This window comes from Pseudomonas sp. N-1-13, from assembly GCF_057787095.1.
In genome coordinates, this window is record NZ_JBYNRI010000001.1 from 3,086,125 (window position 1) to 3,099,062 (window position 12,938).

The 12,938-nt window shown below is 61.1% G+C and carries 14 protein-coding genes; 5 read left to right on the forward strand and 9 right to left on the reverse strand.

From position 1 onward, the window contains the following. Positions 1 to 7 precede the first annotated feature (7 nt). Genes AC3I65_RS13900 through AC3I65_RS13910 form a run of 3 tightly spaced genes read right to left on the reverse strand, consistent with a single transcriptional unit; the run spans position 8 to position 2,738 of the window. Positions 8 to 880, reverse strand: coding sequence for a rhomboid family intramembrane serine protease (locus AC3I65_RS13900; protein WP_047225775.1), 873 nt, complete (start codon positions 878 to 880; stop codon positions 8 to 10). Then, positions 877 to 1,851, reverse strand: a complete 975-nt coding sequence (locus AC3I65_RS13905) for a metallophosphoesterase (RefSeq protein ID WP_171061363.1) — start codon at positions 1,849 to 1,851, stop codon at positions 877 to 879. Before AC3I65_RS13905 ends, AC3I65_RS13900 begins: the two co-directional genes overlap by 4 nt. Beyond that, positions 1,848 to 2,738, reverse strand: a complete 891-nt coding sequence (locus AC3I65_RS13910) for an NAD(+) kinase (RefSeq protein ID WP_003202709.1) — start codon at positions 2,736 to 2,738, stop codon at positions 1,848 to 1,850. The genes AC3I65_RS13905 and AC3I65_RS13910 overlap by 4 nt, the downstream gene beginning before the upstream one ends. A gap of 103 nt (positions 2,739 to 2,841) precedes the next feature. Here AC3I65_RS13910 and AC3I65_RS13915 point away from each other — a divergent pair, with 103 nt between their 5' ends. Next, on the forward strand, positions 2,842 to 3,807 hold the full coding sequence (locus tag AC3I65_RS13915) for a DUF1853 family protein (protein WP_047225773.1): 966 nt from the start codon (positions 2,842 to 2,844) through the stop codon (positions 3,805 to 3,807). Between the two features lie 134 nt (positions 3,808 to 3,941). Here AC3I65_RS13915 and AC3I65_RS13920 read toward each other — a convergent pair whose 3' ends face one another. Both AC3I65_RS13920 and AC3I65_RS13925 read right to left on the reverse strand, forming a co-directional pair. Continuing rightward, positions 3,942 to 5,225, reverse strand: a complete 1,284-nt coding sequence (locus AC3I65_RS13920; protein ID WP_107322357.1) for an arsenic transporter — start codon at positions 5,223 to 5,225, stop codon at positions 3,942 to 3,944. Between the two features lie 105 nt (positions 5,226 to 5,330). Then, a complete protein-coding gene (locus tag AC3I65_RS13925) occupies positions 5,331 to 5,888 on the reverse strand; it encodes an NADPH-dependent FMN reductase (RefSeq protein ID WP_139049964.1) in 558 nt (185 codons plus the stop codon). A gap of 184 nt (positions 5,889 to 6,072) precedes the next feature. Here AC3I65_RS13925 and AC3I65_RS13930 point away from each other — a divergent pair, with 184 nt between their 5' ends. Together AC3I65_RS13930 and AC3I65_RS13935 are read left to right on the forward strand one after the other, a co-directional pair. Then, a complete protein-coding gene (locus AC3I65_RS13930; protein ID WP_047225770.1) occupies positions 6,073 to 6,336 on the forward strand; it encodes a hypothetical protein in 264 nt (87 codons plus the stop codon). 86 nt (positions 6,337 to 6,422) lie between these two features. Next, on the forward strand, positions 6,423 to 7,316 hold the full coding sequence (locus AC3I65_RS13935; RefSeq protein ID WP_047225769.1) for a LysR substrate-binding domain-containing protein: 894 nt from the start codon (positions 6,423 to 6,425) through the stop codon (positions 7,314 to 7,316). Here the strand turns inward: AC3I65_RS13935 and AC3I65_RS13940 are convergent. The 4 genes from AC3I65_RS13940 to AC3I65_RS13955 all read right to left on the reverse strand — a co-directional run bounded on the left by AC3I65_RS13940 (position 7,282) and on the right by AC3I65_RS13955 (position 10,470). Next, on the reverse strand, positions 7,282 to 7,896 hold the full coding sequence (locus AC3I65_RS13940) for a GNAT family N-acetyltransferase (protein WP_047225768.1): 615 nt from the start codon (positions 7,894 to 7,896) through the stop codon (positions 7,282 to 7,284). The genes AC3I65_RS13935 and AC3I65_RS13940 overlap by 35 nt on opposite strands. 272 nt (positions 7,897 to 8,168) lie before the next feature. Then, complete coding sequence (dnaQ, locus tag AC3I65_RS13945) at positions 8,169 to 8,930, reverse strand: DNA polymerase III subunit epsilon (protein WP_047225767.1); 762 nt, start codon at positions 8,928 to 8,930, stop codon at positions 8,169 to 8,171. Positions 8,931 to 9,169: 239 nt separating this feature from the next. Continuing rightward, positions 9,170 to 9,622 (reverse strand): ribonuclease HI, encoded by a 453-nt coding sequence (gene rnhA, locus AC3I65_RS13950; RefSeq protein WP_047225766.1) that lies wholly within the window; start codon positions 9,620 to 9,622, stop codon positions 9,170 to 9,172. Positions 9,623 to 9,711: 89 nt separating this feature from the next. After that, a complete protein-coding gene (locus AC3I65_RS13955; protein WP_047225765.1) occupies positions 9,712 to 10,470 on the reverse strand; it encodes a class I SAM-dependent methyltransferase in 759 nt (252 codons plus the stop codon). Between the two features lie 65 nt (positions 10,471 to 10,535). Here AC3I65_RS13955 and gloB point away from each other — a divergent pair, with 65 nt between their 5' ends. After that, positions 10,536 to 11,303, forward strand: a complete 768-nt coding sequence (gene gloB, locus AC3I65_RS13960) for a hydroxyacylglutathione hydrolase (protein ID WP_139049963.1) — start codon at positions 10,536 to 10,538, stop codon at positions 11,301 to 11,303. Positions 11,304 to 11,402: 99 nt separating this feature from the next. Continuing rightward, a complete protein-coding gene (locus AC3I65_RS13965) occupies positions 11,403 to 12,833 on the forward strand; it encodes a transglycosylase SLT domain-containing protein (protein WP_076384421.1) in 1,431 nt (476 codons plus the stop codon). Positions 12,834 to 12,938: the final 105 nt, after the last annotated feature.

Sequence of the window (12,938 nt, forward strand, 5' to 3'; positions counted from 1 at the left end):
GGCGCCGTCAGAGGGCCATTTTACGACGAGCGAACAGCCCGCCCAACAAACCCGTGAAGCAACCGATGAGCAGCCCGCCGACGTGGGCCGCGTTGGCGATTTCGCCGAAACCGATCAGCGAGATCAGCCCGGACAGGCACAGCACCAGCCACACCAGCATCATCACCAGCACCCCACGGGGCAAGTGATAGGCCGGGTTCGGCGCCAGCAGTTGAAAGATCCAGCAGTGCCCCAACAGACCATAGAGCACGCCGGACAAGCCGCCGAACAAGGTCGGGCCGCTGAAGAAATATTGAGCGAAGTTGGACACGAGGCTGAACAGCAGTGTCAGCCCCAGCAGGTTGATGCCGCCCTGGCGCGCTTCGATCCGCCGTCCCAGTTCCCAGTACCACATGCCATTCATGGCGATGTGCAGGAAACCGAAATGGATCAGCATCGGCGTCACCAGGCGCCACCACTGCCCTGCCGCCAGGCTGTCGGCCAGGGGCGTGAAATGGATATAGTCGCCGACGACGCGAAACTCCAGGAATGTCAGCCAGCGCAAGGTCTCGAGATTTTCCCCCAGCAACGTCACGGCGCCGACGATCAGGCTCAGCAGCAACACCAGTGCTGTAACCGGGCTGCGGGTCAGTTGCTGGACGAAACCAGGCCGTCGCGACGTGCTGCCGGTGCCCGGCAACTCCAACTGGTGCTCGGGATCGCCGCTCGGGAAGCGTGCATACAACGAGCGCACGTCTTCGCTGATTTCATCGGGCACCCAGAGCACCTGCTCGCCCGCCTCCTCGCTGACCCGATGGGGCACCTGCATGCGTTGCAGCAATTTGACGAAGCCGCTCAGATCCTCGGCCAAGGGCAAGCGCAAGACCGCCACGACGCTCATCGCAGTTCCTCCGGCCGTTCGACATCGACCCAGACAAATTTATGCGGGTCCAGTCGGGTTTCTGCGTCGAGACGATAGGCCACCAGTTTTCCGTAAAGCACCGCGCTGTAATCCAGGCAGGCCAGGTTCGAGCGGATCGGCGCGGGTTTGCCGCTGCGCCAGTAATGACCGACGAACAGCATGGGTTCATGCACGCCATAGCGCAGCAGATTATTCTTTTCGTCGGGCGACAGCGGCGTGCGAGCCACCGGTTCGGGCAAGGCGTCGGGTTGGAACACGATGTCTCCATAGGTCTGAGGATCGTCTTCCCAGAACTTGGTGCGAAAGAACGAACGGGTCAGGCCGTCGCCGCCGGTGAGGGTCAGGCCATGGGGCAAGCGCATGTCGGTACCGCGCAGCAGGCGATCAAACACCGTGCAGGCGAAACTGCCCGGCTCCGCCGAGGCCTGGAGGAAATGCTCGTCGATACAGCCGTCCGGGAACAAGCCTCGCAGCGGCTCGATCAGACCGTTGTCCCAGCAGGCGTGGACCACCCGGAAGCGCTGGGCATCGACAAACAGCGGCAACTCGTAAAACCACTTGAGAAAGTCATGCCAGTCGCCCGGATGCTGCTCGAACTGGGTCAGGGTTTCGTTGAGCAGACGGGCATGGCGCGGGGTGTGTTCGCGCACGTAGCGCTGGCCGCTGCCCGGCAACGCCGGCGTGCTCCAACCCAGGGCGTTGAACTCGTGGTTGCCCATGATGCACAGCGCCTGACCGGCCACCACCATGTCGTGGACGATGTGCAGGGCTTCGCGGATCCGCGGACCACGGTCGATGATGTCCCCCAGGAACACGGCCATGCGCGACGGGTGCCGCCAGACGCCGCCCTGCTTGTGATAACCGAGGCGGTCCAGCAGGCGTTCCAGGGTCAGGGCGCATCCGTGCACGTCGCCGATCAGGTCGTAACTGCGCGCAGGATCGAGCATCAGTCGCCTCCACCCCCCAACCGACTGCCCCAGCCGAGCTTGGTCCGGCAGACTTCGTAGTAATTGTGATCCAGCGGGTGGATCAGGCGCAGCTTCTGCGCTTTTTTGCTGACGGTGATGGTGTCACCCGGCGCGCAGGTGAAATGGTTCTGGCCGTCACAGGACACTTGCGGGTAGATCTGCATATCCTTGGACACGACGATTTTCAGCTCACTGTTGCCATCGACCACAATGGGTCGCCCAGACAAGGTATGGGGGTACATGGGCACAATCACAATAGCGTCGAGCTTGGGATGCATGATCGGGCCACCGGCGGAAAGCGCATAGGCCGTGGAGCCGGTGGGCGTGGCGACGATCAGGCCGTCGGCCTTCTGGCTGCAGACGAACTGACCGTCGATATACAGCTCGAATTCGATCATCCGCGTGGATTTGCCGGGGTGCAGCACCACATCGTTGAGGGCATCGCCCTGGCCGATGGCTTCGGCGTGACGGCGCACCTCGGCTTGCAGCAGGAAGCGATTCTCCACCAGATAGTGACCGTCCAATACCTCGGCCACTTTGGTTTCCAGCTCGTCGGGGCGGATATCGGTCAGAAACCCCAGGCTGCCCCGGTTGATGCCCAGTACCGGAATGTTGTGCCGCGCCAGGGCTCGGGCGGCCCCCAGCAGACTGCCATCGCCGCCGACCACGATCACCATGTCACAGACTTCGCCGAGCATCTTGCGCGACGAGGTCTGCAGGCCGTGACCGGGCAAGACTTCGGCGATGGTATCTTCGAGGATCACATGCAGGTGCCGCTCCAGGAGGAAACGTTTGAGTCGGCGAACAGTGTCCAGCACCTGCGAACTGCCCAGGCGACCGATGATGCCGATATTGCGAAATTGCTCCATGGGGCTCCTGCGAGGGTCTGCGTCGGGCGAAAAACACGATTATGGGCGAAAGCCGCCCATAGACAAAATTCTTTAAGCCTTCGACGCAGGCTATGCTCGCAAAATGATCCTGTTCCCCGAACTGCTCGACTTGCCCCGCCGCCTGCGCCATCCCGAAGTGCGCGACCTGGCGTGGGCGATCCTTGCCCCGCCGATGCTGATCGACACGCCCTGGCCCCAACGCCATCCCCTGACCGGCAGCGACTGGGTGCAACAGCCTCATCAACTGGAACACTGGCTGCGACAACTGGACCGCGACAGCTATCCGTTACTGCATTGCCTGTCCCAGGGCAGAACCCGGCGCCTGGGTCTGTATTACGAACGGTTGTGGCAGTTTGCGGTGCAGCACGCGCCGGGCATTGAGCTGATCGCCGCCAACCTGCCGATCCGCCACCAGGGCCAGACCCTGGGTGAACTGGACCTGCTGCTGCGCGATGGCGACGGCATCCACCACCTGGAACTGGCGATCAAGTTGTACCTCGGGCCGCAAAACGGCCACGGGCAGGACACCGCACAATGGCTCGGCCCGGGCTGTCATGACCGGCTCGACCTTAAACTGGCGCATTTGCGCGAACACCAGCTACCAATCTCCGCTCGCCCGGAAAGCCGAGAGGCCCTGGCAACGCTGGGCATCGAACCCTCGGGCATCGAGCTGTTTCGCTCGGAACTCTGGCTAGGCGGCTATCTGCTTTACCCGTGGCCCGGCCATGCCGAACCCCCAACCGGCGCCCATCCCAGGCATCTGCGCGGAAGGTGGCTGCATCAGCGGGATTGGCCGGCGTTCGTTGCCCAGCGTCCGCCGGGGCGCTGGCAACCCCTGCCCCGCGCTGGCTGGCTGGCCCCGGCCCATTATCCGGCGGACCAGACCTGGAGCGCCGGGCAACTGGATGCCTGGCGAATGGCCCTCGACCCCATGGCCCCCGCACAATTGATGGTGCGCCTGAGTGAAAATGCCGAGGGTGAGTGGGAAGAAACCGAGCGAGCGTTCCTGGTGGCGGATCTTTGGCCGGATGTGCCGGGGAATGGGTGAGATGGACGGCGTCTGTACGGACCTCATCGCGAGCAGGCTCGCTCCCACAGTGACCGCGGCGTTTGCAGTCTCAATGGCAACAATGCATCGATGTGGGAGCGAGCCTGCTCGCGATAAAGCCAACGCGGTCTAGTCTAAATGGACAACCGCAACGCCAACGCCGCCAACGTCACCAACAACACCGGCACGGTCAGCACAATCCCAACCTTGAAGTAGTACCCCCAGCCAATCCGGATGTCCTTGCGCGCCAGCACGTGCAGCCAAAGCAAAGTCGCCAGGCTGCCGATCGGAGTGATTTTCGGGCCCAGGTCGCTGCCGATGACGTTGGCGTAGATCATCGCCTCCTTCACCACCCCGGTGGCCTGACTGGCATCGATGGACAAGGCACCGATCAGCACCGTCGGCAGGTTGTTCATGATCGACGAGAGCAAAGCCGTCAACAGCCCGGTGCCCATCGCCGCCCCCCACACACCATAGGCGGCGAAACCATCGAGCCATTGCGCCAGGTAGCCAGTCAGCCCCGCATTGCGCAGGCCATAGACCACCAGATACATGCCCAGGGAGAAGATCACGATCTGCCACGGCGCCTCCTTCATGACCCTGCGAGTGGAGATTTTGTGACCGCGGGCCGCGACGGCCAGCAATAACGCGGCGCAGACCGCCGAAATCGCGCTGATGGGAATGCCCAACGGCTCGAGGGCGAAGCAACCAAGCAGCAGAATCGCCAACACCGCCCAGCCCGCGAAGAAGGTGGCCCTGTCGTGGATGGCACTCGCCGGGGCATCCAGTTGATGCGGGTCATAGTCGCGCGGGATGTCGCGGCGAAAGAACCACAGCAATATCGCCAGGCTGGCCGCGACGCTGACCAGGTTCACCGGCACCATGACCGCCGCGTAACGGTTGAAGCCAATGCCGAAGAAGTCGGCTGAGACGATGTTCACCAGGTTCGACACCACCAGCGGCAGGCTCGCGCTATCGGCAATGAAGCCGGCGCCCATCACGAATGCCAGGGTTGCCGCCGGAGAAAAACGCAAGGCCAGCAGCATCGAAATTACGATGGGCGTCAGGATCAACGCCGCGCCGTCATTGGCGAACAAAGCCGACACCAGTGCGCCCAGCAGCACCATGAACGCAAACAGCTTGCGCCCGCTGCCTCGACCCCAGCGGGCCACATGCAAGGCGGCCCAGGCGAAGAACCCAGCCTCGTCCAGCAACAGGCTGATGATGATCAGCGCGATAAACGTACCGGTGGCGTTCCAGATGATCTGCCACACCAGAGCAATGTCACCGACCTGCACCACCCCGCTCAACAACGCCAGCAGCGCGCCGAGCGTTGCACTCCAGCCAACACCGAGGCCCTTGGGTTGCCAGATCACCAGTGTAATGGTCAGCAGAAAAATCAACGACGCGAGGAGCATGCGCAACAGCCTTGAAAGAAGGGATTTAGTAGGGGAAAAGAAGGGTCGCCTTGTGGCGAGGGGATAACCCCCTCACCCGCTATGCATGCCTGAAAATGCCGGGCATCAGGCCTTTTTGTGCTGTTCAACCCACTTGCCATAGGCATCAATGAATTTCTGCAGAAACGGCCTCACCGACTCAGACAGCTCGCCCTGCTCATCGAACGCGCTCCCCGCACCGGCCAGATAAGCCTCCGGCTGTTGCATGCAAGGCACATCGAGGAAAACCAGGGACTGGCGCAAATGATGATTGGCACCGAAACCACCCATGGCTCCCGGCGAGGCACTGATCACCGCACCCGGTTTACCGCTCAGGCAGCTCTTGCCGTAAGGCCGCGAGCCGACGTCAATGGCATTTTTCATCGGGGCCGGAACCGAGCGGTTGTATTCAGGCGTGACAAACAGCAATGCGTCGGCCGCGCCAACCTGCTCACGGAAAGTGCTGTAGGCTTGTGGGGGTGTGACGTCAATATCTTCGTTGTAGAGCGGCAGGTCGCCTATCTCGATGATTTCCAGCTTCAGGTTGCTCGGCGCCAGATCCGCCAGGGCCAGAGCCAGCTTGCGATTGATCGAAGCCTTGCGCAGGCTCCCCACTAAAACGGCCACGGTGTAGACATTACTCATTGGACACTTCTCGACGATGGGTTCAAGGGAGCCCCATTTATAGATGATCGGGCGAACAATTGGACCAGCGGAGAACCGAAAACCTTCCGACTGGACTATTTTTTTCATGTAGGAAAACTTACCGCGCTTGACCAAGGTCTACAGAACCGCAAATCGAGTGATTTATTTCCAGAGGTTCTAAGCAATGGCAGCAGTACTTGTCGGACAATTTCATGCGCGGGACGCCGAAGGTCGCGTCTATTCAGTGCATGAATACCAAGAATCGACCCCGTCGCCCGACGGTAACGGCAAGGAGCCTGTGACGACTTTCAAGCTGGCGATCGGAGATCGCGTCAACCAACTCGAAGACGGCAAATTCATGCTGGTGCAGTCCCAGATTGAATTAACCCGCGAACCGGAAACGCTACCGCCCGCTCAAACGCCCGCTGAAACGCTAATTGCCTCATAACCTGTTGTTATGAGCAGAAGTCATGCCCGGACTTGGGTTAGGATTCAGCCACTCAATGGCTCTCCCGCCCAACATGGACTGCTTGCATGCGTTTACGCCACATCGAAGTGATCCAGGCGCTGTTGCAGACCGGCCACCTCGGCACGGCGGCTGAATGGCTGCAATTACCGGTGGCAGAGGTGGAGGCGACGCTGCGCGATGCCGAGCTGCAGTTGGGTTTCATGCTGTTTGCCAGTGTGCGCGGGCGATTGCAGGCGACTCGCGAAGCCCTTGAGTTGCGCGACGGCATCACCCGCGTGTATGACACCCTCGAACCGGTGCAACGCCTGGCCAGCAGCCTGAAACACTATCAGGCGCCGCCCCTGCGCATCATTTGCACCCCACCGCTGGCCCAGCAGTTACTGCCTCAAAGTATCGCTGCCCTGCGTCGACGCCATCCGGACGCCCCTTGCACCCTACTCAGCCAACCGACCCGAGACATTGTTCAGAGCCTTCTGCTGCGCGACAGTGACTTGGGCCTTAGTCTGCACGACCCCGAACACTCCGACATCCAGTGCCAGATGATCGCCCAGGGCAAACTGCAATTGCTGGCGCCCCACGGCTGGCTGCAACCGCGGCAAAAATACATTTCGGTTCAGGATCTGGCCGGCCAGTCGCTGGTGGGCCTGGATGGCCACGACCCGCTGAGCCCTGCGTTCGACCATAAGCTGGCGGCGCTACGCCCCGCGCCGGTCATCCAGATCCGCGTACAGACCCATCAGATGATGCGCGCCATGGTCGAGGCTGGTGAAGGGCTTGCCATCGTCGACCCCTTCACCGCTTCAGGTGCCAAGGACGGCGGGCTGGACGTATGCCCGGTATCGCCCGCCATTCCCATCTGCCTGTATGCGCTGAGTCTGAATGGCACGGCGACCTCTCCCACCCTCCAGTCGCTGCTGGAACTGATTACGGAACAAGCCGAGGCGCTGTTGGGCCACTGATCGCCATGCCCAGTGGATCGTCGAACAACCGGTACCAGAACAACGCCACCTCGGCGGTATGACGGTCAATGCCGCGATAGCGCAGGTGATCGATCCCGCCCAGCACGTAACCGCAACGCTCATAGAGCCGGCACGCGCCCAGATTGTTGTTCTGGGTTTCGAGCATGATGCCCGGCAGTTTTTTCTTGCGGCTCCAGAAATGAGCGACGTCCAGCAATGCCCTGGCCACACCGTGGCGACGGGCCGGGGCATGCACGGCAAGCTCATCGATGTGGGCAAAACCGTTCCAGTTGGTACTTACCACCAGATGCCCTACCGGTTGGTCATCGAGGTAAGCCATGAAGATCTCGCTGTCCGGAGCGTCCCGGAAACTGCTGAATTCCTCAGGATCGATGCCATAGCATTTACGATAAGGGGCAATGGGCGTCACTGGCCATTGGCTCACCGGCCGACCCACCTGCGCCGTCCCATAGGCGCTGACCTCGAAACTGAAGTCGCTGCCCCAGATGTAGGCGGCAAAGCCGTCATCGACGACACGCACCGACAGGCCGGGGTGCTTGGGATTCATGACCGGCTGCATACTGGGAAAAGTCCTCATTCCTTGAGACAACCAACGGCGCTCTGCCATCCATTGCCCTTGCCTCTCGAAACTTCATACATCAAGCGGGTATCCGTAGCCTGCCCGTTACCTCAGGTTAGAAGGTACTGGCGATTGTGGCGAGAAATGAATGAAGACTGCCCTTGTGGGAGCGAGCCTGCTCGCGATGGGATCTCCATGGTCCAACAGACAGACCGAGCCGCCTGCATCGCGAGCAGGCTCGCTCCCACAAAGGGTACGACCGTGGCGCAAGATCAGTTCGCCGCGGCCTGGGATTCGACCAGTTGCGTCCACAGTGCCGGAGCACCGGCAGATTTGGCGATAGCTTCCAGACGCGCGGCATGTTCGGCCAGGTCGTTTTCGCTGGCGCGAAGGATCCGGCCTGGCGTGCGGTCAGCGGGCAAACGACGGATTTCCGTTGCCTGGTTACCTGAACCCTCACCCGTGCCATTGCCATCGGAGGCGTTGCCGGCCAGGGACAGGCTGGTCTGGCCACCCGTCATGGTCAGGTAGACGTCGGCGAGAATCTCCGAGTCGAGCAAGGCGCCGTGCAGTTCACGACCGGAGTTGTCGACGCCGTAGCGCTTGCACAAGGCATCGAGGCTGTTGCGCTGCCCCGGGTGCCGTTCCCGAGCCATCATCAAGGTATCGAGGATGGTGCAGTGCCGGGTGATATCGGCCCGGTCGTGCTGCCCCATCAGGGCAAATTCGTTGTTGATGAAGCCAACGTCGAACGCCGCGTTATGGATGATCAGCTGCGCACCCTGGATGAACTCGAAGAACTCATCGGCCACTTCAGCGAAGCGCGGCTTGCCCACCAGGAACTCGTTGGTGATGCCGTGGACGCCGATGGCGCCTTCATCACTTTCGCGGTCCGGTTGCAGGTAAACATGGAAATGGCGACCGGTCAGGCGTCGGCCGATCAGCTCGACACAGCCGATTTCGATAATCCGGTGACCATCGGTCACCGGCATGCCGGTGGTTTCGGTATCCAGTACAACAGATCTGTTGGCCATCAGTGTTCAGCTCTCAACGGGCATGCTTGCAAAAGCGGCGATGTTAACACGCTCCGGTAACGAGGGGACTTACCTGAAACCTGGCTTATGGGAGCGAAGCTGTGGGAGCAAAGCTTGCTCGCGATGAAGATAATGCGGTCTTTCAGGAAAACCAGGGCGCCTGTGTCGCGAGCAAGCTTTGCTCCCACACAAGCCCACTCGCCACAGATCATCCTGTTCAGGCCCCGACACCACTCGTATCAGGCCTGCTTGAAACCCCGCACCTCATCCACCCCACGGTTGGCCAACTGGTCGGCCCGTTCGTTACCGTGATGGCCGATATGGCCGCGCACCCATTTCCAGGTAACGTTGTGACGGTTGACCTGCTCGTCGAGCAGTTTCCACAGATCGGCGTTCTTCACCGGCTCTTTCGCAGCGGTTTTCCAGCCACGCTTCTTCCAGTTGGCCATCCACTCATTGATGCCTTTCATCACATATTGCGAGTCGGTCACCAGCAATACGTCGCAAGGCCGCTTAAGCTCTTCCAGCCCCCGAATAGCGCCCATCAGCTCCATACGGTTGTTGGTGGTATTGGTTTCACCGCCCCAGAGTTCCTTCTCGACACCCTTGCATACCAGCAGCGCCCCCCAGCCACCCGGGCCGGGATTGCCCTTGCAGGCGCCGTCAGTGAAGAGTTCTACGCTATCGCTCATGCCAATCCATCCAGAAAAAAATGCAAAGGCCTGCCGGACGGGAACGACAATGCCCGCAACCGAAATGCCGCCAGACCATCAGAAAAGGGTTAAGGCTCGATGTGGCGACGATTGACCTTGGCCATCGGCAAGGGAATCAGCTTGCCCATCGGCTCGCGTCGCGCCTGACGAACCGGGCGCAGCCCGACCGCAATCTTGCGCGCCACCAATAAATAGAAGCCGCCGCCGGACAGTTGCCACTCACCGGCCTTGCGCTCCCAGCCGGCCAGACGGGCCTGCCACTTGGGCGACGCAAGCGGCGGACGATAGCATCCGAAGCGACGTTTCTCCAGCGCGAAGCCCAGCAGGTTGAGCCAGTCACCGACCCTTGACGCCGAGATGCAGCGAGCCTGACGCAAAGCATCGTGAGCGAACACGTGACGCAACCCCCAACTGCTCCAGGGATTGATGCCAATGATCAACAGATGCCCGCCAGGACGGACGCTGCTGGCGGCTTCGCGCAGCAGCCCGTGCGGGGAGAGACAGAAATCCAGCCCGTGCTGCATCACCACCACATCGGCGGCATGCTCGCTCAACGGCCAGGCCTGCTCTTCGCAAACGATCTCCACGCCAGGCAATGGTGCCCCCAGGCGTACATTACGCTGAACCTGCGGCGCCGACGGCGGGGTCTGCGCCGAAGGCCCGTAGTGCACCAGATAGCCACCAAAGAACCGGCCCAGCTCGTCTTCGAGCATGCGCCGCTCCTCTTCCAGCAAAAATTGCCCGACAGGGCCGGACAGCCACTCACGAGCGGCGCTGATCAACGCAAGCCAGTCGGGATCAGCCTGAGCGAACGCTTCATCGGTCATTGCATTCTCCAACGCGTCAGGAAGTTCTAAGATGCGCCTTTGTTTTCTGCTTGGCGAATTCCGCGATGATACAGATCAGTGCCCTGCCCGCGTTCACCGATAACTACATCTGGTTGTTACAGGACCACGCCACTCAACGCTGCGCCGTCGTCGACCCCGGCGACGCCACGCCGGTGCAGGCCTGGCTCGACGCCCATCCTGGCTGGGTCCTGAGCGACATCCTGATCACCCACCATCATCACGACCATGTCGGCGGCGTCCAGGCACTGAAAAACGCGACACACGCCACCGTCTACGGCCCGGCCAGTGAAAACATCCCGGCGCGGGACGTGGCGCTGCAGGACAACGACCGGCTCAGCGTCCTCGACTGGGACTTCGATGTCTACGCCGTACCCGGCCACACCCTGGGGCATATCGCGTATTACCATCATGGCTTGCTGTTCTGTGGCGACACCCTGTTTGCCGCCGGTTGTGGGCGACTCTTCGAAGGCACGCCTGCACAAATGCATCAGTCCCTCAGCCGCCTGGCCTCTCTGCCTGAGGATACGCTGGTCTACTGTACCCATGAATACACCCTCAGCAATCTTAGATTCGCCGCTGCGGTAGAGCCGGGCAACCCGGACATTGCCGCCCGCCTGGAAAAAGTCAGCCAGCAACGCAACGCCGGCGTCATGACCCTGCCCTCGACCCTGGCACTTGAAAAGCTCACCAATCCGTTCCTGCGTACCGCTGAAACATCCGTTAAACAAAAAGCAGACGAACGGAACGGCCAGCGTAACCAGACGCCGAGTGAGGTTTTTGCGGCCTTGAGGGCGTGGAAAGATAAGTTCTAAGGCCGCTGGCGTTTGATACAAAAATTCTGAAAGGTTGACCTGTTGGGGTGCGCTTCCTAGAATCGGCCGACATTTTTGCCCGGAACTTACTTCCAGCCAATGTCGTCATCTATACGTAAGTCCGTCCAGTCAGACACATTGACCCGCTTGGCTCAAGCTGTCGCAGTGGCTGTGTCCGCCACCCTGGCGGGCTGCCAGAGCACGAGCCAGGTGCCGCAGAGCGATGTGGCGCACACGCCGAACATCGCCGCTCGCGCCAAACAGAAGCCCATCTGGCTCACTGAAAAACCCGTCCCTCAAGTGCCTCAGGACGTCTGGGAGCGTATGCGCCAGGGCTTCCAGCTGCAGGAAACCGCCGGCGTCAACCCGCGTATCGAGCAGCAACGCCTGTGGTTCGCCAGCAATCCATCCTTTCTGGAAAACGCCGGCGAACGCGGCAGCCTGTACATTCATTACATCGTCGAACGCCTTGAAGAACGCAACATGCCCCTGGAGCTGGCGCTGCTGCCGGTGATCGAAAGCGCCTACAACCCCATGGCTTATTCCCGGGCCCATGCGGTGGGCCTGTGGCAGTTCATCCCGTCCACGGGGCGCTACTTCAACCTGCGCCAGACCCGCTTCTATGATGGGCGTCGCGACATCACGGCCTCTACCACGGCCGCGATGGATTACCTGACGCGCCTGCACGACATGTTCAACGGCGACTGGCTGTTGGCGCTGGCTGCCTACAACGCAGGCGAGGGAACGGTCAGCCGCGCCATCGAGCGCAACGAAAAACTTGGCCTGCCCACCGATTACTGGAACCTGCCGCTGCCCAGCGAAACCCAGGCCTATGTGCCGAAGTTGCTGGCATTGTCCCAGGTCGTACTTTCTCCCGAGGCCTACGGCGTCAACCTCAACCCGATCGCCAACGAACCGTACTTCCAGGTCGTCGAGATCAACCAGCGCATGGACCTGTCCAAAGTCGCGGCGGTGGCTGACATCGACGAAGACGAGCTGTTCCAGCTCAACCCGGCTTTCAAGCAGCGCACCACCATCGATGGCCCGCAGCACCTGCTGGTACCCACGTCCAAGGCCCAGTTGTTGACCGCCAGCCTGTCCACCATGCGTCCGGAAGAACTGATCAGCAAACGATCGCTCCAACCGGTTTTTGACTCAGCCGAAGAAAGCACGGTGGCGGGCGCCAAGCGCACCTATCGCGTCAAGCGTGGCGATAACCTGGGGCTGATCGCCAAGGCCAACAACGTTCAGATCAAAGACTTGCAACGCTGGAACAGATTGAGCGGCAACAAACTCAAGATCGGCCAGACCCTGGTCATGCAAGACACCCGCAAACGCGTCAACACGGTAGTCGCTGCCAGCAGCAAGAATAAAAAGAAACAAACCCAGTACAAGGTCAAGCAAGGCGACTCGCTGTACGTGGTCGCCAAACGCTTCAACGTGGAAATGCAGCACCTCAAGCGCTGGAATCCACGGGTAGGCAAGGCACTGAAGCCTGGGCAGATGCTGACGGTTTACTCTCCGCACTAAGCCTGACTGAAGAGAGGGCTGCTTCGCAGCCCAGCGGGAGCAAGCTCCCTCGCCACGGTTTCGGGTAATCCCTGAAGCTTTCGGCTCCCGCCTTTTTCCTGCCGA

Coding starts and splice junctions, on each gene's coding strand:
- rnhA (WP_047225766.1), bottom strand. CDS start 9,622: ATGAGCGATAGCGTAGAACTCTTCACTGACGGCGCCTGCAAGGGCAAT.
- AC3I65_RS13930 (WP_047225770.1), top strand. CDS start 6,073: ATGGCAGCAGTACTTGTCGGACAATTTCATGCGCGGGACGCCGAAGGT.
- AC3I65_RS13915 (WP_047225773.1), top strand. CDS start 2,842: ATGATCCTGTTCCCCGAACTGCTCGACTTGCCCCGCCGCCTGCGCCAT.
- AC3I65_RS13920 (WP_107322357.1), bottom strand. CDS start 5,225: ATGCTCCTCGCGTCGTTGATTTTTCTGCTGACCATTACACTGGTGATC.
- AC3I65_RS13910 (WP_003202709.1), bottom strand. CDS start 2,738: ATGGAGCAATTTCGCAATATCGGCATCATCGGTCGCCTGGGCAGTTCG.
- AC3I65_RS13925 (WP_139049964.1), bottom strand. CDS start 5,888: ATGAGTAATGTCTACACCGTGGCCGTTTTAGTGGGGAGCCTGCGCAAG.
- AC3I65_RS13935 (WP_047225769.1), top strand. CDS start 6,423: ATGCGTTTACGCCACATCGAAGTGATCCAGGCGCTGTTGCAGACCGGC.
- dnaQ (WP_047225767.1), bottom strand. CDS start 8,930: ATGGCCAACAGATCTGTTGTACTGGATACCGAAACCACCGGCATGCCG.
- AC3I65_RS13940 (WP_047225768.1), bottom strand. CDS start 7,896: ATGCAGCCGGTCATGAATCCCAAGCACCCCGGCCTGTCGGTGCGTGTC.
- AC3I65_RS13965 (WP_076384421.1), top strand. CDS start 11,403: ATGTCGTCATCTATACGTAAGTCCGTCCAGTCAGACACATTGACCCGC.
- gloB (WP_139049963.1), top strand. CDS start 10,536: ATGATACAGATCAGTGCCCTGCCCGCGTTCACCGATAACTACATCTGG.
- AC3I65_RS13955 (WP_047225765.1), bottom strand. CDS start 10,470: ATGACCGATGAAGCGTTCGCTCAGGCTGATCCCGACTGGCTTGCGTTG.
- AC3I65_RS13900 (WP_047225775.1), bottom strand. CDS start 880: ATGAGCGTCGTGGCGGTCTTGCGCTTGCCCTTGGCCGAGGATCTGAGC.